General features: G+C 70.5%; 21 protein-coding genes. 7 read left to right on the top strand and 14 right to left on the bottom strand.

All coding sequences use genetic code 11. The features are described from left to right. Positions 1-7 precede the first annotated feature (7 nt). From AB0B85_RS19580 to AB0B85_RS19600, 5 genes are all read right to left on the bottom strand, one after another. A complete protein-coding gene (locus AB0B85_RS19580) occupies positions 8-1,258 on the bottom strand; it encodes a site-2 protease family protein (protein ID WP_357409147.1) in 1,251 nt (416 codons plus the stop codon). After that, complete coding sequence (gene dxr, locus AB0B85_RS19585; protein ID WP_357409149.1) at positions 1,258-2,469, bottom strand: 1-deoxy-D-xylulose-5-phosphate reductoisomerase; 1,212 nt, start codon at positions 2,467-2,469, stop codon at positions 1,258-1,260. Before dxr ends, AB0B85_RS19580 begins: the two co-directional genes overlap by 1 nt. A gap of 163 nt (positions 2,470-2,632) precedes the next feature. After that, complete coding sequence (locus AB0B85_RS19590; protein ID WP_357409197.1) at positions 2,633-3,232, bottom strand: Uma2 family endonuclease; 600 nt, start codon at positions 3,230-3,232, stop codon at positions 2,633-2,635. 113 nt (positions 3,233-3,345) lie between these two features. Beyond that, positions 3,346-3,528: a DUF397 domain-containing protein gene (locus AB0B85_RS19595; RefSeq protein ID WP_357409199.1), complete on the bottom strand. Its 183-nt coding sequence runs from the start codon at positions 3,526-3,528 to the stop codon at positions 3,346-3,348. Positions 3,529-3,532: 4 nt separating this feature from the next. Next, complete coding sequence (locus tag AB0B85_RS19600; protein ID WP_357409151.1) at positions 3,533-4,414, bottom strand: helix-turn-helix transcriptional regulator; 882 nt, start codon at positions 4,412-4,414, stop codon at positions 3,533-3,535. A gap of 137 nt (positions 4,415-4,551) precedes the next feature. On the opposite strand from AB0B85_RS19600, the gene AB0B85_RS19605 reads away from it, so the two are divergent. From AB0B85_RS19605 to AB0B85_RS19615, 3 genes are all read left to right on the top strand, one after another. Further along, entirely contained in the window at positions 4,552-4,794 is a 243-nt protein-coding gene (locus AB0B85_RS19605; protein WP_357409153.1) for a hypothetical protein, read from the top strand. Further along, positions 4,791-5,057, top strand: coding sequence for a hypothetical protein (locus AB0B85_RS19610; RefSeq protein WP_357409155.1), 267 nt, complete (start codon positions 4,791-4,793; stop codon positions 5,055-5,057). The genes AB0B85_RS19605 and AB0B85_RS19610 overlap by 4 nt, the downstream gene beginning before the upstream one ends. A gap of 114 nt (positions 5,058-5,171) precedes the next feature. After that, the gene (locus tag AB0B85_RS19615; protein ID WP_357409157.1) at positions 5,172-5,615 is read left to right on the top strand and encodes a hypothetical protein; all 444 of its coding nucleotides are present in this window, start codon (positions 5,172-5,174) and stop codon (positions 5,613-5,615) included. Positions 5,616-5,716: 101 nt separating this feature from the next. On the opposite strand, the gene AB0B85_RS19620 is transcribed toward AB0B85_RS19615, so the two are convergent. Beyond that, positions 5,717-6,268, bottom strand: a complete 552-nt coding sequence (locus AB0B85_RS19620; protein ID WP_357409159.1) for a GNAT family N-acetyltransferase — start codon at positions 6,266-6,268, stop codon at positions 5,717-5,719. Positions 6,269-6,319: 51 nt separating this feature from the next. Here AB0B85_RS19620 and AB0B85_RS19625 point away from each other — a divergent pair, with 51 nt between their 5' ends. Together AB0B85_RS19625 and AB0B85_RS19630 are read left to right on the top strand one after the other, a co-directional pair. Further along, positions 6,320-7,171, top strand: a complete 852-nt coding sequence (locus tag AB0B85_RS19625; RefSeq protein WP_357409161.1) for a YhjD/YihY/BrkB family envelope integrity protein — start codon at positions 6,320-6,322, stop codon at positions 7,169-7,171. Between the two features lie 235 nt (positions 7,172-7,406). Next, complete coding sequence (locus AB0B85_RS19630) at positions 7,407-9,002, top strand: NAD(P)/FAD-dependent oxidoreductase (protein WP_357409163.1); 1,596 nt, start codon at positions 7,407-7,409, stop codon at positions 9,000-9,002. Between the two features lie 206 nt (positions 9,003-9,208). Here AB0B85_RS19630 and AB0B85_RS19635 read toward each other — a convergent pair whose 3' ends face one another. Then, entirely contained in the window at positions 9,209-10,789 is a 1,581-nt protein-coding gene (locus AB0B85_RS19635) for a Rieske 2Fe-2S domain-containing protein (RefSeq protein WP_357409165.1), read from the bottom strand. Between the two features lie 257 nt (positions 10,790-11,046). On the opposite strand from AB0B85_RS19635, the gene AB0B85_RS19640 reads away from it, so the two are divergent. Next, entirely contained in the window at positions 11,047-11,268 is a 222-nt protein-coding gene (locus AB0B85_RS19640; protein ID WP_272616168.1) for a DUF2631 domain-containing protein, read from the top strand. A gap of 77 nt (positions 11,269-11,345) precedes the next feature. Here AB0B85_RS19640 and AB0B85_RS19645 read toward each other — a convergent pair whose 3' ends face one another. From AB0B85_RS19645 to AB0B85_RS19655, 3 genes are all read right to left on the bottom strand, one after another. Further along, a complete protein-coding gene (locus tag AB0B85_RS19645; RefSeq protein ID WP_357409168.1) occupies positions 11,346-12,629 on the bottom strand; it encodes a DivIVA domain-containing protein in 1,284 nt (427 codons plus the stop codon). A gap of 31 nt (positions 12,630-12,660) precedes the next feature. After that, positions 12,661-13,818, bottom strand: a complete 1,158-nt coding sequence (gene rlmN, locus AB0B85_RS19650; protein ID WP_357409170.1) for a 23S rRNA (adenine(2503)-C(2))-methyltransferase RlmN — start codon at positions 13,816-13,818, stop codon at positions 12,661-12,663. Positions 13,819-13,922: 104 nt separating this feature from the next. After that, a complete protein-coding gene (locus AB0B85_RS19655) occupies positions 13,923-15,347 on the bottom strand; it encodes a phosphatidate cytidylyltransferase (RefSeq protein WP_357409172.1) in 1,425 nt (474 codons plus the stop codon). Positions 15,348-15,717: 370 nt separating this feature from the next. Here AB0B85_RS19655 and AB0B85_RS19660 point away from each other — a divergent pair, with 370 nt between their 5' ends. Continuing rightward, positions 15,718-16,161, top strand: coding sequence for a hypothetical protein (locus tag AB0B85_RS19660; RefSeq protein WP_357409174.1), 444 nt, complete (start codon positions 15,718-15,720; stop codon positions 16,159-16,161). A 72-nt stretch (positions 16,162-16,233) separates the two neighbouring features. Here the strand turns inward: AB0B85_RS19660 and frr are convergent, their stop codons facing one another. The 4 genes from frr to rpsB all read right to left on the bottom strand — a co-directional run bounded on the left by frr (position 16,234) and on the right by rpsB (position 19,668). Further along, the gene (gene frr, locus AB0B85_RS19665; protein ID WP_204943784.1) at positions 16,234-16,791 is read right to left on the bottom strand and encodes a ribosome recycling factor; all 558 of its coding nucleotides are present in this window, start codon (positions 16,789-16,791) and stop codon (positions 16,234-16,236) included. A gap of 68 nt (positions 16,792-16,859) precedes the next feature. Then, positions 16,860-17,627, bottom strand: coding sequence for a UMP kinase (gene pyrH, locus AB0B85_RS19670; protein ID WP_030335195.1), 768 nt, complete (start codon positions 17,625-17,627; stop codon positions 16,860-16,862). Positions 17,628-17,788: 161 nt separating this feature from the next. Then, complete coding sequence (gene tsf, locus AB0B85_RS19675; protein ID WP_357250343.1) at positions 17,789-18,616, bottom strand: translation elongation factor Ts; 828 nt, start codon at positions 18,614-18,616, stop codon at positions 17,789-17,791. Positions 18,617-18,750: 134 nt separating this feature from the next. Further along, a complete protein-coding gene (gene rpsB / locus AB0B85_RS19680; protein ID WP_357409177.1) occupies positions 18,751-19,668 on the bottom strand; it encodes a 30S ribosomal protein S2 in 918 nt (305 codons plus the stop codon). Positions 19,669-20,201 lie beyond the last annotated feature (533 nt).

Raw genomic sequence — 20,201 nt, forward strand, 5'->3', positions numbered from 1 at the left:
CAGGCACTCACCTTGAGAAGAGCGTGATGGGGTTGACCACGTCCGCGGCGATGGTCAGCAGCGTGAACGCGCCACCGATCAGGATCACCGCGTACGTGAAGGGCATCAGTTTGAGGTAGTCCACCCGGCCGGGGTCGGTCCGGCCGATCTTCGCGTAGACCCAGGAGCGGGCCCGTTCGAACCAGGCGATGGCGATGTGGCCGCCGTCGACCGGGAGCAGCGGCAGCAGGTTGAACACGCCGATGAAGAAGTTCAGCGACACGAAGAGCATGAAGAAGACCAGCCAGGCGTTGTTCTCCACCGCCTCGCCGCCGAGCCGGCTGGCGCCGACCACGCTGATCGGGGTGTCCACGTCACGCTCGCCGCCGGTGAGGGCGGTCCACAGGGCGGGGACCTTCTGCGGGAGGCGCTGGAGCGCCTGGGCGGTGCCGACGGCCAGGTCACCCGTGAAGTCGGCGGTGGCCCCGAAGGCGCCGACCGGGCCGTACGTCACACGGGTGGGGGTGCTGGGAACGAGCCCGACGCCGAGCGCGGCCACCGGCGCGGCGGTGCCGTTCGGGTTGTCCAGCGGCGGACGCTGAGTCTGTGCGAGCACCGTGCTGGTGGTGCCCGGCTGCCCGTCGCGGACGTACGCGATCTGCGCGGTGTCGCCGGGCTTGAGCCCGCGCAACGTGGTGAGCACGTCGCCGTAGGAGTTGATCGGGGTGCCGTTGATCGCCGTGATCCGGTCACCGTTCTTCAACTGCGCCTGGGCGGCAGGGCTGGCCGCATCGCCGGGGGCGCAGGCGCGCACCGAGTTCTCCGCCACCACGCAGTCACTGAGCCGGATGACGGCCGGCTCCTGACGGGCCTGCGCGTCGGTGGTCGGGAAGTCCGGGTTGGGCAGGCCGGCGGAGACGGCGAGGATCCAGATGGTGATCAGGGCGAGCGCGAAGTGCGTGATCGACCCGGCGGCCATCACGATCGTCCGCTTCCAGACCGGGTAACGCCACATCACCCGTGACTCGTCGCCTGGCTCGACGTCGTCGTCCTGCGGCGTCATCCCGACGATCTTGCAGAAACCGCCGAGGGGGATGCCCTTGACGCCGTACTCGGTCTCACCCCGCTTGAACGACCAGATGGTGGGGCCGAAGCCGACGAAGTACTTGGTGACCTTCATCCCGAACATCTTGGCGGTCAGCAGGTGCCCCGCCTCGTGCAGACTCACCGAGACGAGAATGGCCAGGGCGAAGAGGACCACCCCGAGCAGGTACGACATCAAGCTCCTTCCACCGAACCCGCGATGATCTCCTGCGCGTGCGCGCGTGCCCACGACTCGGCCGCGAGCACGTCCTCGACGGTACCTGGTTCGCCGAAGTCCGGAGCGTCCTCCAACACCCGTTCGAGGGTGTCGACAATTCCCAGGAACGGCAGCCGGCCGGCCACGAACGCCGCCACGCACTCCTCGTTCGCCGCGTTGTAGATCGCCGGGCGGCTGCGCCCGGCCTCCCCGGCGGCCTTCGCGAGGGCGACGGCCGGGAACGCCTCGTCGTCGAGCGGCGCGAACTCCCAGGTGTGCGCGGCCGTCCAGTCGACGGCGGTGGCGGCCTCGGGCACCCGGTCCGGCCAGCCGATGCCCAACGCGATCGGCAGCCGCATGTCCGGTGGGCTGGCCTGGGCGATGGTCGACCCGTCCACGAACTCGACCATCGAGTGGATCACCGACTGCGGGTGCACCATCACCGTGATGTCGGCATAGGGCACGTCGAACAGCTCGTGCGCCTCGATCACCTCGAGCGCCTTGTTGACCATGGTGGCCGAGTTGATCGTGACGACGGGGCCCATGTTCCAGGTCGGGTGCGCGAGCGCCTGCTCCGGTGTGACCTGCGTCAACTCGTCACGCCGCCGCCCCCGGAACGGGCCGCCGCTGGCCGTGACGATCAACCGCCGCACCTCGCCACGCGCCCCGGACCGCAGGCACTGGGCCAGCGCCGAGTGCTCCGAGTCGACAGGCACGATCTGCCCCGGCCGCGTCACAGCGGCCTTGACCAGCGGGCCGCCGGCGACGAGCGACTCCTTGTTGGCAAGCGCGAGGGTACGACCACCACGCAGCGCGGCCAGCGTAGGAGCGAGGCCCAGCGAGCCGACCACCCCGTTGAGCACGATGTCGCACGGCCACTGGGCCAACTCGGTCATCGCGTCCGGCCCGGCCACGATCTTGGGAAGCTTGAAGTCACCGGTGGCCCACCCACGCCGGCTCGCCTCGGCGTAGAACGCGAGTTGCAGGTCCTGCGCGGCGGACGCCTTGGCCACCCCGACCGCCTCGACGCCCAGTTCGAGGGCCTGCGCGGCGAGCAGCTCGACGTTTCCGCCACCCGCGCCCACCGCGACCACCCGGAACCGGTCCGGGTTGCGCCGGACGATGTCGATGGCCTGCGTACCTATCGAACCGGTGGACCCGAGCAGAACGAGGTCGCGGGGGGAAGTCACGCGGCCATTCTCCCCCACCGTCACTGAACGCCCGCTGGGAGCCTCAGCCCCCGGCGTCGGGCTCCCCCGGCCCGGCCCGGCACCAGCGCTTGATCGACTCGGCTTCAAGGAAGTCGCGGCATCCCGACACCAGGACACCCCGACTTCAAGAAAGCCGTGTCGATCAAGCGAGGTCGTCAGCCGAGTCGCCGGTGGTTGCGGCCGGCAGCGCCTCCTCGTCGAGCAGGTCGGCTGGGTCGATGGCAAACTCGAACGGCTCCCGCATCACGAAGGTGCTGCCTGCCGCGGCGGCGGCCACCGGCCGGTACTCCTCGTCGACCAGCTCGAACAGGGCCATGGTCGGCACCCGGTTGCGCAGGTCCACTCGGAGGAAGAACGGCACTCCGACGGCTGCGTACTCGCGGGGTCTGTCGATCACGTCCTTGCGCCGATTACCCGGCGAAACGATCTCCCCCAGCAACACCGCGTGCGCGATGTTCATCGCCGTTCGCCCGCCTCCGGGGACCTTCAGTGCGGCGATGTCCGGAATGAAGAGGTCGTCAGCCGAGACGACGTTCACCCCGTGGTAGAGCCACAGCTCTGCCCGGCGGGCGGCCTGCCTCAGCAGGTAGCCGAGTTCCCGCTGAACCGTCCGCCGGTCAACGTCGGAACCCGGCGTGATCACGACGCATCCGCGCAGCACCTCCACCCGTGGACCGCTGTTTTCGGGCAGAAGGTCGAGCGCAGCCCTGGCCGTCCACGCATCACCGCGATGGCCCAACATCTCGAACAACCTTGGGGACACGATGTGACCCTGCCAGCGCACTACCCATGGTCATCGCACCGGAGGTGTGGCGTCTCCCAGGTCATGGCTGCTCGCGAAACAGGTCGGCCGGTTCAGTGCGAGGTGTTCAACCGGACCGTTCGGGTTGCCGCGACGAAGGCGGTCCAGGCCGACGGGGTGAAGGTCAACGCCGGCCCCTGCCGGTCCTTGCTGTCGCGTACGCCGACCGACTCGGCGAAGCCCGCCACCTCGACGCAGTCGCCTTCGCCACCGGACCGGGACGACGTGCGCCAGATTCCGTCACGCACCATCTGTCATCTCCTTCGCTATCGCCGCGATCAGCTCGCGGGACTCGTCGACGCCCAGCGCCCGCTCGCCGAGGGAGCGCCAGGCGTCCTCGTAGATCTCGATCTCGTGGGTCTTGTCAAGGTAGACCGCGCCGCACGGCCCGTCCATGTAGATCGTGGTCGGCTCCGGCTCGCGCACCTCGGACGGGAAGTCGAGCATGGTGAAGGTGCCGGCCTGCGCCCAGCGCACCAGCCCCGCGTCGAGCGGCAACACCCGGATGCCGATGTTGTGTTGCCGCGACGACACCACAAGCGACTCCAGCTGTCGGGCCATCGCCGCCCGATCGCGCAGCGGCCGGCGCAACACCGCCTCACTCAGGATGACGTCGAGGCGCGGCGCGCGAGGTATCGCCCGCGCCAGCAGGCGTTGGCGGCGCAGCCGCACGTCGACTTTCGCCTGACGCTCCGGCTCGCCCAACTGCGGGTGGTCGGTGGCGATCACCTCGGTCATGTACTCCACCGTCTGCAACAGCCCCGGGATGAGATCGGCCTCGTACTTACGGATGCGCGTCGCGGCGGCTTCCAGGCCGACGTACAGCTTGAACCAGTCCTTGATCGCCTCGCCGTAGCTGTGCCACCAGCCGTGCGCCTTGGTCTCCCGGGCCAGCGCCCGCATCGTCTCGATCGTCTCCGGGGACGCGCCGTAGACCCGGCACATGGCCGCCACGTCGTTCGGGTGCATGGAGACCTGACCGGTCTCGTAGCGCCAGATTCGCGGTGCCGACCATTCCAATTCCTTGGCCGCCGCGGTAACCGTCACGTAGGCATTTTCGCGAAGCTCTCTCAGATATCTGCCGAGCTGCCTGCGTGGGACTGTGCTGCCGGAGTCGTCCACGTCATCTCCCTGGCTGTCGCCGCGTAAGACACCTCATCCCTTGGTTCGCATTCTGCTCCGAAAGATTGCGTTGGGCCAGCATCGGAATGACCCTCGTTGATGACCAGCAACCACGAACAACCAGCCGAGGGACGGCCATGGAACCGACCGACGAACTGCCATTGCCGCCCTACGTGACCAGAGAGGACGTCGTGTTCGCGCTGCGGGCGGTCACCGTGCACGGCCCCGAGCAACGGCTCGACGGCGAGCGCTGCCGCAAGGACGACGCTCGGCACCCGTGCCGGCTGCACCGCTGGGGCCGTCGCGTCCTCCACGAGCGCGGCCTGACCGACGGGCAGATCCAGACCCTGGTGGAGGGAGGAACGGTGATCCTGCCATGAGCATCGCGACCGCGCCACGCTGGATCATCCACCTGCCGACCACGCTGACCAGCCTCGACGAGGTCACCGCGCTGGCCGTGGCACTGCGCGACTCGCTCGGCCACCTCGCCGTCGTCGACTTCGGCGAGGCGACGCTCAGCGAGGAGGACGCGCAGTTTCTGCGTACCCGAGTGTTCTGTGACGCCCGGCTCGACGGAGTCGGCCGGTGCCGGCGTCGCGACGCCCACGACGGCCCCTGCGGGCCGGCCCGCCACGGCGGGTGACCCGACGCCGACCATGGCCGACCGCCATGATCATGCGACTGATCGACCGATGGCCCGGCGTGCCCCACTCCGCGAGCATCGGCGACGATCACGGTCACACACGGAGGGGACCACATGAACCAGAAGCTTCAGGCGCGCGCGTTCGAGCGGGTGGCGTCGATCCTGCAACCCGGGGAACAGCCGGTCACGGCGACCCGGGCGTTGGTCGGGAAGTTCTCGGCCGGTCGACTCGGTACGGTCGTCGCACAGGGACTGATCACCGCCGGTGCCGGAGCGGTCGGCCACGCGCTGGCGCGGACCAAGAAGCAGTTCGTCGTCCTCACCGACCGGCGACTGATCTTCCTGCCGCAGACCTTCTTCGGCGGACCCGGCACCGGTGTCCTCGGCGAGGTACCTCGGGAGCACGTCGCGCTCGCCGAGGCGAAGATGGGCGTCGTGAGCCTGCTGCGCCTCGCCTTCGGCGACGCGGGAGACGGCATCACCCTGACCTTCCCCCGAGTGGACAAGAAGAACGCCGAGGCCCTCGCGGCGGCCTTGGCGCCGGTGCCGACCGTCTGAGCTGACGTCCGGCGCTCTGGCCGAGCAGCGGTGGCTTCAGGACCGGCGGTCCGGCCACCACTGCCCGGCGGGGCTCCAAACCGTCCGCCTCCGGCGGTCGATCAGCCGTTCGGCGCGGTCAGGACGAACGTCTCCAACAACTCGCCGCCGTACCAGTCGGTGCGCTGACCCACGTGGGTCATGCCCAGCCGCCGGGCGACAGCCATCGACGGCTCGTTGCCCGGCGACACGACCGCGTAGATCTCCCGCGTGCCGGTAGCGAACTCCCGCGCCAGCAGCGCGCGGGCCGCCTCGGTGGCGTAGCCGTGACCCCACGAATCCGGGTGCAGGTGCCAGCCCGTCTCGATGTCACCGGTGAGCTGCGTCTCCGGCGTCCCCGGCAGCGGCTTGAGCAACACCGTGCCGGCCACCACACCGGTCTCCCGTACCTCGATCGCCCAGGTGCCGTACCGGCCGGCGTCGTCAGCGTGCCGGTCCCGCCAGAACCGCAGCCGCTCGGCGGCCTGGGCCGGGTCGGTCATCGGCAGGCCGGGCGACACCGCCAACCAGCGCGTGATCTCGGGACGGGAGTAGATGTCGTAGATCCGGGCCAGGTCCGCCGGATCGTCGGTCCAGTCGCGCAGGATGAGACGTTCGGTGGTGAGAACAGTCATGACAGGCGATCTTAAGGAGTGACGGCCGCGCCGACAGGGAAGGAGGACCCGATGGGCAACGGATGGCAGCGCGCAAAACGGATCACCAGTGCCGCGTTCCGTCCGGTGCGCGGACGGGACCTGTCACTGCACGCCGCCGCGATCACCTTCTACGGCGCGATCGCCGTGGTGCCGGTGGCGCTGCTGGCCCTCTGGCTCACCTCGCTCATCGCCGGAGCCGATCGGGTTCGCCGGCTCACCTCGTACGCCGTGGAGGCCCTGCCCACCGCGATCGGCGCACCGCAGGCGGTGGACGCGCTCGTCGACGCCGGGGTGCGGTTGACCCCGCTGCTGGCGCTGGCCTCGCTGCTGCCCGCGTCGCTGTACGGCGAGGGGCTGCGCCGGGCGTTCGTGTCGGTTGCCGCGCCGCGTACCGACGAGCACCTGGTGGGGTGGCGCGGCCGACTGCTGTTGCTGCCGCTGCTCGCGCCGGCCCCCGCGCTGCTGCTGTCGATCCTGCTGGCGTTGCCGCTCACCACCCGCCTGGTCCGCCAGGGCGGCTGGGTCGGCGTACTCGGCGTGGTGCTCTCCTTCCTGGCGGTCTGGCTGGTGCTCACCCCCGTGCTGGTCTGGGTGTTCCGGGTGGTCGGGCCGGCGTCGCCGGACTGGCTCTCCACCCTCGGCATCGGGTCGTTCACGGCGGCCAACCTCTCCGGGTTCCTGCACGGTTTCGTGCTGTTCGCCTCCCTGCCGCTGGACCTGGGAGTGCCGTTCGGTGGCTTCGACCCGATCGGCGCGGGCGTGGCCGTGCTCCTGTGGCTGTACGTGTTCCACGTGATCGTCCTGGCCGGCTACTCCGCCACCCTGGCCCTCTCCCGCTGGCGCACCATCCGCGCCTCCCGCAGCCCGACCCAGCCGGATTGATCAGGGGGTGGAGAGGGCTCGGCCTGGCTATCGTCCGCAAACTCGTCGAGGCCCACAACGGCACGATCAGTGCCACAAGCACCCCCGGACCAGGGCTCCACCTTCACCCTCCGCCTACCGCGCCGGTGGGCGCAGAGTTCGTCGACAGGTGGCGTCCGGACCACGCCAACCTCTTGATCACCGAAGCCGGCGGAAGGGGTGACCTGGGCCGACCCGCGGACTAGGCTGCGGCGGCATGAGCAGTGAGATTCCGGCCCGCGCCGATGTGGTGATCGTCGGCGCCGGGCACAACGGTCTGGTCTCCGCAGTGCTGCTGGCCCGCGCCGGCCTGGACGTCCTCGTGCTGGAGGCCGCCGACGTGATCGGCGGCGCGACCCGCACCGAGAACCCGTTCCCGAAGGTGCCCGCGCTGCGGCACTCCACCGGCTCGTACCTGCTCGGGCTGATGCCCCCGGAACTGCTCGCCACACTCGACGTACGGATCCCGGTGCTGCGCCGCGACCCGCACTACTTCCTGCCCACACCGGGCGGCCCCGGTTCGCCGTACCTGCTCTTCGGCAGTGACACCGCCGCCACCCGGGCGCAGCTCGCCGAGTTCTTCTCCCCCGCCGACGTCGCCGCCGACGACGCCATGCAGGCCGAGTTGGCCGCGCTGCGCGAGGACCTCGCCCCCGCCTGGCTGGCCGAGCCACTCACCGTCGAGGAGACCGCCGAACGGCATGTCCGCCCGGCGCTGCGGCAGGTCTTCGTCGACCTGGTGCGGGGCTCGGTCGCCGACTACCTGGCCCGGTTCGAGTTCCGCTCCGAACTGCTTGTCAGCATGTACGCGGTCACCGACGGCCTGTCCGGGCTCAACGCCGGACCGGACGACCCCGGCACCGGCCACAACTTCCTCGTGCACAACATGTGCCGGCTACCCGGGTCGGGCGGCACCTGGATGATCGCCGAGGGTGGGATGGGCACCGTCTCCCGCACGTTCGCGGACGCCGCACGCGCCGCCGGGGCCACCATCGTCACGGGTACGCCGGTGCGCGCGGTGACCCTGGACGGTGGCGCGGCCAGCGGAGTGGTGCTTGCCGACGGCCGACAGGTCGCCGCCCGGGTGGTGCTCGGCGCGTGTGACCCGTACCGGCTGATGGACCTGTTGCCCGACGGCGCGCTCGCGGCGCCACTCGGCGATCGGATGGCGGCGGTCCGCCGCCCCGGCACCACCCTGAAGCTCAACCTGGCGCTCACCGGGCTGCCGCGCTTCGCCTGCCTGCCGGCGGACGCGCCCAGCCCGTTCGGCTCGACAATCCACCTGCTGCCCGGCTCGGCGTCGCTTGTCGGCGGGGACACCACCTCACCGATGACCGCGCTGCGCGGCATGTGGGCGGACGTGCAGGCCGGGCGGCTGCCGGCGGAGCCCACGATCGAGTGGTACCTGCACACGACTGTCGACCCGTCGCTCTCCGACCCCGCCGGGCACCACTCGTCGGCGCTGTTCGTCCAGTCGGTGCCCTACGAGTTGGCCGGCACCACCTGGGACGCGGAACTGCCCGGCTACACCGACCGGCTCATCGGGATCGTCGAGCGGTACGCCCCGGGCACCGCCGACCTGATCGCCGACGCGGTGCCGCTGGCCCCACCCGGCATCGAGGCGCACTTCGGCATCACCGGCGGGCACATCCACCACGTCGACAACACTGTCTCCTTCACCGACCGGATGCCCTACGCCACCGGGATCGACGGCGTGTACGCCGGCAGCGCCGGCTGCCACCCGGCCGGGAGCGTCATCGGCGCCGCCGGCCACAACGCCGCCCGCCGAATCCTCACCGACCTGTCCTCCTAACCCCACCCCCGGCCCCCGGCCCGCCCGGCCCGCCCGGCCCTCGCCCCCGGCCCGCCCGACCCTCGCCCCGGTGATCATGAAGTTATTGCCCGCCGCATCGGCGTGTCGCAGCAATAACTTCATGATCAACCGGGCTCAGGGGTGGGGCTCAGGGGTGGGGCTCAGGGGTGGGGTTCAGGGTGGGGTTGGGGCTCAGGGGTTGGGGGTTAGATGGTGGCTTCGCCGGCTGGGGCTGGGGTTTCGGCGTCTACGCGGTGGGCTCTCACCTTGTGGCCGACGCTGGTCAGGCAGCGGCCGGAGGGCAGGTCGAAGCGCCAGCCGTGCAGCTGGCAGGTGAGCTGGTCACCCTCGACGATGCCGAAGCGGGTCAGGTCCGCCTTCAGGTGCGGGCAGCGCCGCTGCACCACCCAGTCGCCCAACGTGATGTCCTCGGCGTCGGTGCTGCGCTCGTGCTCGTCGTACCAGCCCTCGGCGTACTGGAGTCGCTCCTCGGAGAGGCACTTGAAGAACGCGTAGACGAACTCGTTGTACTGCCCGATCCGGGCCGCCGAGAACCGGCAGGACAGGAAGAGCGAGTTGACCCAGTCCACCTCGTCGATGAAGAGCAGGTGCTCGATCAGCGACCGGTCGGTACGGAATCGGTAGCGGACCTTCTCCTCGGCGTACGGCCGGACCTCCTTAGCCGGGAAATCCACAACTATCGACTCGACGCTCTCGCCGTCGTAGCCGACCAGGTCGAAGCGGACCGGGCCGCCCACCCCCTTGGCCAGGTAGATCGACTCGTCGAGCAGCGGTTCGATGCGCCGCTTCATCTCGCCGAGCACGTCCACCTCGGGGTGCCGCCAGGACGCCTTCTCCGCCTCGATGATCGGGTGCTTGCGCTCCCGCATCTCCTCCAGGTGGGCGACCTTGTTGGCGAAGAACTCCTGCACCGGCACCGGGTGGGTGGTGCTCGCGCCCTCGGTGGTCACCTCGGCGACGCTGCCCGGCAGCAGCACGATGCCGTTGGTGCCGCCGACCTTGGCGTACTCCGACAGGAAGACGGACTGGTCGGGGAAGATGTTGCCCTCGTCGCCGTGGATGTCGTTGAACTGCCACAGCGCGTCGTCGAGGAAGCACGGCGGGCCGGCGATCGGGAAGACGTGGTCGGCCTTCAGGTCGTCGATGTAGCGCCACGTCCGGTCGAACTGCCTGTCGCGCTTCTGCTTGCCGAACGCGGTCTTCGCCGCCTGCGGCAACTCGTAGACCATCGGGTACCAGATCGCCCCGGAGAACTGGAGCAGGTGCGCGTGCACGTGCCCCAACTCGGCGAAGACGCTCAGGTCGGTGGGGCGGGCGTCGTTCTGGTTGAGCAGCCGCACCCCGTCGTACTCGACCCAGAGCGAGGAGTCACCGATCGGCCCGTCGGTCGGGCTGGTCAGCGCCTGAATCATGATCTTCAGACCGCCGGGCAGCTCGACGACCTGCTCGTTGGGGGCCTTCAGGAACTTCGTGAAGCCCAGCGCCCGGAACTCGTCCTCCATCTCCGAGGTCGGGAACTCCGGGAGCAGGACTGTGGCGTCCTTCGAGACGAAATCCCGCAGATGCTTCGCGTCGAAGTGGTCCCGATGCAGGTGGGAGACGTACAGGTAGTCGACCTGGCCCAGGCTCTCCCAGTCGAGCAGGGAATTGTCCGGGAACGGAAACCACGACGCGAAGTAGGCCGGATTGACCCACGGGTCGCACAGGATGCTGCCCGCGGCCGTGTCGATCCGCATGCTGGCGTGCCCGGTTCCGGTCACTCGCACCGCACAGTCCCCCTCAAACAGACAATCAGGTGTACGCCAAACGCTACCGGAGCGAGTCTGACCGCCGCCCCGCGACGCCGGTAGTGCCGTTCGACCCAGCCAGAACGGGCTCAGCCAACCGGGGCACCGCCGGCCGGCTCCGCTTCTGGTCGGACCCTGCGCCGGGGCCGGCACGAGTTCTGGTCGGACCCTGCGCCGGGGCCGGCACGAGGCGTGCCAGACTAACCAAAGATCCGATCGCGAGGGAAGGACCGACAGTGGCAGGAAGCGAGCCGGTAACGTCGCCAGACCAGCACAAGCCCGGGCACCGCAAGGCCGGGCAGATCGGCGCCGTGCTCTCCGCACTGGCGCTGCTGGCGATGATCTGCGGCAACCACGAGGGCAAGGTCGAGGACATCTGGCTGATCGGCCTGGCCGCACTGCTGCTGATCATCGTGATCGGCGACGTCGTGCTGCGGCGCAACGGTCTGCGCTCCTGACCCGACCCGCACCCGGACGACAACGCCGAGGGCCCGCCCCCACCCGGGGGACGGGCCCTCGTCCGTACGCGTCGGCGTCAGCGCCCGAAGAGGATGTCCTGCACGTCCTTGAGCGCTGCGTCGACCTCAGCCTCGAAGTAGCCACCGGGCACCAGGCCGAACCGGAGCGTGTCCAGGTCCTTCGGGTCGACCGGCATCGGGTTGCGGCGCTGCATGCCGCCGAGCAGAGTGTCGAAGAACCTGTCCACCTGGTCGGGGTCGTACCCGCTGCCGAAGCGGCGTACCTGGAAACTCCGGCGGATCTGGTCGACCCGGTAGAGATCGCTGCCGGGCGGGCCAGCCATCGGCGGGCCAGCCATCGGGGGGCCACCCATCGGCGGACCGGCGACGGCGGGCGGACCGGCCATCGGCGGGCCACCGATGCCCTGCTGCGGCAGCGGAGGCGGACCGGCGGGGCCCCGGCGCATGTCACGCAGGTCCCGCTCCGGCATCCGGATCTCCGCGGTCATGTCGGCGCGACCGCGCCGCCCGGCCTCGAAGCCGTCGAAGCGCGGCTCCTCCGGGTACCCGCCGGGCGAGCGCTGGTCGTCCGGCCCGTATCCACCGGGCGAGCGGTGATCGTCCGGCCCGTACCCACCAGGTGCGCGGTGATCGTCCGGCCCGTACCCGCCGGGGCCGCGCTGGTCGTCCGGGCCGTACCCGCCGGGGCCGCGCTGATCGTCGGGGCCGTAACCGCCGGGCCCGCGCTGGTCGTCCGGGCCGTAACCGCTGGGGCCGGCGGGCAGGCCGCGCGGCGGAAGCCCGTGGCCCGGCATCGGGCCGGGGTTCATCGGGCCGCCAGGGCCCATCTGAGCACCGGGGCCCATGGGGCCGGGACCGGCCTGGCCTCGCGGCGCGTCGTAACCGCCCCGGGGGGCGTCGTACCCACCGGAGAAGGCACCGGTCGGCTCGTCGTATCGGCCGTAGCGGTCAGCGGGCGGACCGGCCTGGGCGGGCATCGGCCGGGGCGGCATCGGCTGCGGGAGCATGCCCCGGTCATCGCGCGGCGGTGGCCCCATCCGGTCCGGTGGACCCATCCGGTCACCCATGCGGGGGTCGCCACCACGACCGGCGCTGGTGCGCTCCTCAAGCTCGGCCAACTGCCGCTCGACCCGGTCCAGGTGCAGGTCGACCTGCCACTCGTCGTAGCCGTTGAAGCGGACCCGGAAGACGACGTCGTGGACCTCCTGGGAGGCTACCGGCGCGCCGACCTGACGGCCGTCGAGCGTCGCCTCGACCCGGTCGAGGAAGGCATCCACCTCGTCGACCTTGTATCCCCGGCGGAGCGCCTTGCGCCGGAAACGCTGACCCTGACTCGCCACTATGTCTCCTGGTCTCGTTCGCCACGCCCGGTCACGCCGGTGCCTCTCCGGCGCGGTCGGTGTTGGTGTCGTTGTCCTCGGCGGCGGCGAGCTGACCACACGCGCCGTCGATCTCGCGACCTCGGGTGTCCCGTACGGTGGTGGACACCCCGGCGTCGCGCAACCGGCGGACGAACTCCCGCTCGACCGGCTTCGGGCTCGCGTCCCAGCGGCTGCCCGGCGTCGGATTGAGCGGGATGAGGTTCACGTGGGCCAACTTGCCGGCCAGCAGCCGCCCGAGCAGGTCGGCTCGCCACGGCTGGTCGTTCACGTCCTTGATCATCGCGTACTCGATCGACACGCGACGGCCCGTCCGGGCGGCGTAGTCCCACGCTGCGTCCAGCACCTCAGCTACCTTCCAGCGCTGGTTTACCGGCACGAGTTCGTCGCGCAGATCATCATCGGGGGCGTGCAACGACAGCGCAAGGGTCACTGAGAGGTCTTCGCTGGCCAGTCGGCGGATGGCCGGAACCAGGCCGACAGTGGATACGGTGATGTGCCGCTGGGACAGGCCGAGCCCCTCAGGAGCTGGGCTGACCAGGCGACGGATGGCCGCGACGACCCGGTTGTAGTTGGCCAGCGGCTCACCCATGCCCATGAACACGACGTGGGACAGCCGCGGCGGGGAGCCGGCCACCGCGCCGGAGGCCGCCACGCCGGCCAGATAGACCGCCTGGTCGACGATCTCGGCGGTGGACAGATTGCGGGTCAGCCCGGCCTGGCCGGTCGCGCAGAACGGGCAGGCCATGCCGCAGCCCGCCTGGCTGGAGATGCAGACCGTCACCCGGTCCGGATAGCCCATCAGCACGCTCTCCACGAGCGCGCCGTCGTGCAGCTTCCACAGCGCCTTGCGGGTCGCACCGTCGTCGCAGGCCAACTCGCGCACCGGATTGAGCAGCGTCGGCAGCAGCTGCTCGGACAACCGTTGCCGGGTCGCCGCGGGCAGGTCGGTCATGGCCTCCGGGTCGCGGACCAGCCGCCCGAAGTAGTGGTTCGACACCTGCTTGGCGCGGAACGCCGGCTCACCCAACTCGGTCACCAGCGCCTGGCGGCCGGCCAGGTCCAGATCGGCGAGGTGTCGTGGCGGCATCGAGGCCCGGCGCGCGGCGGGGGCGTCGGAGAGGACGGGGATCAACGGCAGGCTCGTCATGGCTGGTCCAGTGTGTCACGCCCTCGGCGGCAAGCGTCGCTCCGGAGCCGCCGAACCGGCCGCGACCGCCGGAGCCGGATGACCAGGGCGCCGTGATTCATACCTCAGTTCACCATCGGAACGAAGATCGCCAGCAACAGGTAGGCGGTGGGCACCGCGAACAGGATCGAGTCCAGTCGGTCCATCAGGCCACCGTGCCCGGGCAGCAGGTTGCTCATGTCCTTGACACCGAGATCCCGCTTGATCATCGACTCGCCCAGGTCACCGAGGACCGCCGCAACGGAGACGGCCACCCCGAACACGGCACCCCACCAGGGTGCCAGCTCGAACATCAGCCACAGCAGCAGCGCGCTACCCAGGGCCGCGGCGGTGACCGAACCGGCGAAACCCTCCCAGGACTTCTTCGGGCTGATCGACGGCGCCATCGGGTGACGCCCGAACGAGACACCGGCCGCGTAACCGCCGGTGTCGGAGAGAACCACCGCGACCAGGGTGGCCAGGATCCGCATCCAACCGTCGTCGGGCGCCGCCGCGAGCAGCGCCGCGAAACCGGCGAGGAACGGCACGTAGACGGCGATCAGGGTGGCTGCGGTGATGTCCCGCTGGAAGCCGGCCGGACCGTCACCCAACCGCCAGATCATGGTGCCGAGCACTGTGACAAGCAGCCCCAGACTGAGCGCGTCCGGGCCGGCGAACCAGGCCAGACCCACGGTCAGCACACCACCGGCGATCAACGGCACCAGTGGCGGGTGCGCGCCGCTGCGGCGGACCGCCCGCGCCATCTCCCAACTGCCGACGGCCACCGCGGCGGCGATCACCGGCAGGAACGCCAATGGATAGAAGACCAGCGGCAGCACGATGAGCGCACCGAGGGCGAGCCCCACCCCGATCGCCGCCGGCAGGTTGCGTCCGGCCCGCCCGTTGCCCACCTGCTGGGTCGCCGGCCGGTCGACGCTGGCCCGCCGTCGACCCTTCGGCCGTCGGCCAGCGGGCAACTCCGGCTCGGTCGCCGGCGGTGGGTCCGGCGCCAGTTCGGCCCCGATGGGTTCGAGCAGCGCGGTCGGGTAGTCGGCGTCGTCGTCGTAGCGGACCGGCCCGTCGAACGGTTGCGGGCCGTCGTACCGGCCGGGCTCGGTGCGCCGCTCCGGGTCACCGGGGCGGGTCGGGGCGCCGTCCGGGCCAAGGGGCGGACGATCGCCGTACCGGCCGGCGCGACCCCGGTCGTCGTACCGGTCGGACTGGTTCCGGTCGTCGTCGTGGCGGTCGCGGTCGTCAAAGCGGTCGTGCCGGTCGCGGTCGTCGAAACGGTCGTCCGGGCGGACCGCGCGGCCACGCTCGTCGTACGGGTTCGTCGGGTGCGGGTCGGCGTGCGGGCGGGTACGCGGGTCGGCGTACAGCTCAGGGCCGGCGGCGGGACGGCGGCTCCACTGACCGGCTTCCAGCTCCTGCTCGGGCCAGGGCAGGGCCACCTGACGCTCCGGGTGCTCCCAGCCGCGAGGCTCGCTGCCGTAGGGGTCGGGGTGGGACATCACGCACCGCGACGGGGCGCGAGAACCACCACATGACGCAAGACCACAAGCATCCCCTACACGTGCGATGTTCCTCCGATTGACCGCCCCGACGGTCGGTCGATCCCCGGTGTTCACCGCCCGGTGGCCGGGAATCCTGCCGAGCCTACTGCACCCGCCGCAACGGCACGGCGGACGAGGCACGGCGACGGGCATCGCCCCTGGCCGGCAGGCCCGCGCGGCACGGGACCACCCAGCCGGTACGCGGATCCGCAGCCATCGATCCGACTCGGTCCCGGCACTATCGGTTACTGCGTCGACAACCCCGAACGTGGTCCGCTGATGGCGCGTCGGCCGCAGTCGGCGTAACGACGGGGGAAGGATCACCAGCATGCACAAGGTCGGTCTGGCGTTGCTGACGGTGGGCGCCATGGTCCTGGGAGTGGCGTCGCCGGCCGCCGCGACCACGGCACAGACCACGATCACCATCGATCGTCTCGCCAGCGGGCTGTTTCCGTTCGAGCCGCCCTACGGCGATCCGTCGGTGACGTACCCCGCGACCCGCGTGACCGCCACCGCCCGCAACTGCCCGGCCGGCATCGTCCTCATGTCGGCCTCGCTCGTGCAGGACGGCCTGCCGACCCTCTGGGCCACCGGGGGGCACGGCGCCGGCGAGATCGTCTGCGACGGCGGCACCGTCGAGCTGACAATGGCCTTCGCCCGGATCACCCCGGCGGTGCACCCGGGTCGGGCCACCGCCCACTTCTCGCTGCGGGACGCGGACACCGGCGAGGAGTTCGCCGCGAGCACCCGGACCGTCCGAATCCCCTGCTGACGTACGACGCGAGGCCCGGCCCTCGATGAGGGTCGGGCCTCGGCGCAGCGCGCCCGAGCGGCGGGCGGACGGTCACACCTCGAGCAGTTCGGTTTCCTTGTGCTTGACCAGGTCGTCGATGTTGGCCACGTAGCGCTGGGTCAGGTCGTCGAGTTCCTTCTCGGCGCGGCGACCGTCGTCCTCGCCGGCCTCGCCGTCCTTGACGATCCGGTCCAACTCTTCCTTGCCACGGCGGCGGACGTTGCGGATCGCCACCTTGGCCTCCTCGCCCTTGTGCCGGGCCACCTTGATCATGTCGCGGCGGCGCTCCTCGGTCATCTGCGGGAGCAGGATGCGCAACTGGTTGCCCTCGTTGTTCGGGTTCACCCCGAGGTCCGAGTCGCGGATCGCCTTCTCCATCGCATTGATCTGCGAGTTGTCGTACGGCTTGATGATGGCCATCCGCGGCTCGGGAACCGCGATGGACGCCATCTGGGTCAGCGGCGTGGGCGTGCCGTAGTAGTCGATGATGACCTTGGAGAACATGGCGGCGTTGGCGCGACCGGTACGGATGGCGCCGAACTCCTCCTTGGCGTGCTCAACCGCACGCTCCATCTTTTCCTCGGCCTCGAGGAGGGTGTCGTCGATCACCGGTCTCCTCGCCTCCTTCTGTGCTCGTGGTGGGCTCTGCTGAAGTTATCGTCCCGCAGGGCAACGGCTCAGGCGGTGATCAGGGTGCCGATCTTGTCGCCACCCACCGCGCGGATGATGGTGTCGTCACCCTGCGCGCCGAAGACCAGCATCGGCAGGCCGTTCTCCATGCAGAGGCTGAACGCCGCCGCGTCGGCCACCCGCAGGTTGCGGCGCAGCACCTCGGAGAAGGTGATCGAGTCGAGCTTGCTGGCGGTGGGATCGATCCGCGGGTCGGCGGTGTAGACGCCGTCCACGCCGTTCTTGCTCATCAGCACCACGTCGGCCCGGATCTCCAGAGCCCGCTGGGCGGCCACCGTGTCGGTGGAGAAGTACGGCATTCCCGCGCCGGCGCCGAAGATGACCACGCGGCCCTTCTCCAGGTGCCGGATCGCCCGCAGCGGAATGTACGGCTCGGCGACCTGGGCCATCGTGATGGCGCTCTGGACCCGGGTCTCGATGCCTTCCTTCTCCAGGAAGTCCTGGAGCGCGAGGCAGTTCATCACGGTGCCGAGCATGCCCATGTAGTCGGCGCGGGCCCGGTCCATCCCGCGCTTCTGCAGCTCCGCGCCGCGGAAGAAGTTACCGCCGCCGACCACCACGGAGACCTGCACGCCGCGGCGGACCACTGTGGCGATCTGCCGGGCGATGGCCTGGACGACGTCGGGGTCGACGCCGATCGCGCCGCCACCGAACACCTCACCGGAGAGCTTCAGCACCACCCGGCGGGCGCGCCCCGGCGGCGGTGCCGTCGGATCGTCCAGCTCCAGCGTCCGGTCACTCACAACCTGCGTCATCCGCCCCGCCCTTCCCCACGCGCACGCCCCGTGCGGCGCGTACCGCGAACCTGCCGCTGCCGACCCTATGTGACGAGGAGGCCGCGGTGCCTGTCACGTACACCGGCGGCCTCCTCGTTTACGTCTTCTGCCCACGGGCGCACCTGGCGCCCGGCGGCGGCTCAGGCCTGGCCGACCTCGAACCGCACGAAGCGGGTGACCTCGATGCCGGCCTCGGCCAGCAGCTGCTTCACCGACTTCTTGTTGTCGGCCACCGACGCCTGCTCGATCAGGACGTAGTCCTTGAAGAAGGAGTTCACCCGACCCTCGATGATCTTCGGCAGTGCCGCCTCGGGCTTGTTCTCCTCGCGGGCGGTCTGCTCGGCGATCCGCCGCTCGGACTCGACGACCTCGGCCGGAACCTCGTCCCGGGTGAGGTACTTCGGCCGCATCGCGGCGATCTGCATGGCCACACCACGGGCGTCGGCGTCGCCCGCCTCGTCGCTCTTGCCGGTGTACGACACCAGCACGCCAACGGCCGGCGGCAGGTCCTGGGCCTTGCGGTGCAGGTAGACGGCGGTGGTGCCCTCGACCCGGGCGAACCGGTTGAGCACCAGCTTCTCGCCGATCTTGGCGGACTGCTCCTGGATCAGGTCCGCGACGACCTTGCCGTCGAGCTCGGTGGCGAGCAGCTCCTCGGCGGTGTTCACGCCGGCGCGCTCGCCGTGCTCGACCAGCTGCTGGGCCAGCGCGATGAACGACTCGGTCTTGGCGACGAAGTCGGTCTCGCAGTTGAGCTCGAGCAGCGCCTTGCCGGAGTGGGCGACCAGGCCGTTGGCGGCCGTGCGGCCGGCCCGCTTGCCGACATCCTTGGCGCCCTTGACGCGCAGGATCTCGACGGCCTTGTCGAAGTCGCCCTCGGCCTCGGTCAGCGCCTTCTTGCTGTCCATCATGCCGGCGCCGGTGAGGTCGCGGAGCTTCTTGACGTCCGCGGCGGTGATTTGGGACATGGCTCTCTCTTCGGTGTTGAGACGGCGTGTGGATGGTCAGAGGTGCCGGTTACCCGGATCCGGGCGGATCGTGCCCGGCGTACCGCCGCTGCCCGCCGTCCGCGAAAACGGACGGCGGGACAGCGACGGTGCGATCACTCCGCGGTGGCGGCCGCCGGCTGCTCGGTGGCGGCCTGCGCCGGCTGCTCCGGGGTGGCGGGCTGCTCGGCGGCGGGCTGCTCGGTCGCTGCCGCGGCGGGCTGCTCGGCCGGCGCGGCCGACTCGTCGGCCTTCTTCGGCTCCAGCAGCTCGCGCTCCCACTCGGTGAGCGGCTCGTCGCTCGCGACGCCCTCGGGCTTCTCGTCGTTGCCCCGGCGGCGGCCGGAACGCGCGATCAGACCATCCGCGACGGCGGCGGCGACGACCTTGGTCAGCAGCTCGGCCGAACGGATCGCGTCGTCGTTGCCCGGGATCGGGAAGTCGACCTCGTCCGGGTCACAGTTGGTGTCCAGCACCGCGATCACCGGGATGCCCAGCTTGCGGGCCTCGTCGACGGCGATGTGCTCCTTCTTGGTGTCGACGATCCAGACCGCGGCCGGCAGCTTCTGCATGTCCCGCAGACCACCGAGGGTGCGGGTCAGCTTGATCTTCTCGCGGGAGAGCTGCAGGGTCTCCTTCTTGGTGTAACCGGCGGCGGTGCCGCTGAGGTCACCCAGACCCTCCAGCTCCTTCATCCGCTGGAGCCGCTTGTACACGGTCTGGAAGTTGGTAAGCATGCCACCGAGCCAGCGGTGGTTGACGTACGGCTGGCCGACCCGGGTCGCCTGCTCGGCGATCGCTTCCTGAGCCTGCTTCTTGGTGCCGACGAACAGGATGCTGCCACCCTCGGCGACGGTCCCACGCACGAACTCGTACGCCTTCTCGATGTACTCGAGGGTCTGACGCAGGTCGATGATGTAGATGCCGTTGCGCTCGGTCATGATGAAGCGCTTCATCTTCGGGTTCCAGCGTCGGGTCTGGTGCCCGAAGTGGACACCGCTCTCCAGCAGCTGGCGCATGGTCACGACGGCCATGGTTGGGGTACTCCTCAAGATCCCTGGTTGTCACGCCCGGCCGGTGGCCGGGCGTCCTGGCGCCTGGTCGCCGACCCATGGTGGACCCGACCAAGATCGGGACCAGGGAGGCCGTCGCTCCACGACGATTCGTGAAGAGGGCGCGCGAGGTCGACCGCACGAGGCGGTCGCCAGTTGGCCAGTGTACGCCCCTCGCCCGTTCAGCCGCCCCGGGGTGCGCGCGCCCGCGTCCCCGGCCGGCGTGAGCCCCGCCCGCGTGAGCCCCGCCCGCCTGAGCCCGGGCTGGGGTGAGCCCAGCCTGGCGTGAGCCCGGGCCGGCGTGAGCCCGGACCCGCATGAGCCCGGACCCGCGTGAGCCCAGGCCCGCCCGGGCCGGGGTGGGGCGTGCCCCGGGGCCGTGATCAACTCGGGTTCCTGAAAACCGGGGCGTCGCAGTGGCTTGGGCTCAAGTGGTTGTTGCAACGGGGTGGATTCTCGTCAGGATGAGGGGTCATGCCGGGGCAGAGGTTGTCGTCCGTTGAGCGGGCGCAGAT

The sequence above is a fragment of the Micromonospora sp. NPDC049044 genome (genome assembly GCF_040649215.1).
Lineage (GTDB): Bacteria > Actinomycetota > Actinomycetes > Mycobacteriales > Micromonosporaceae > Micromonospora.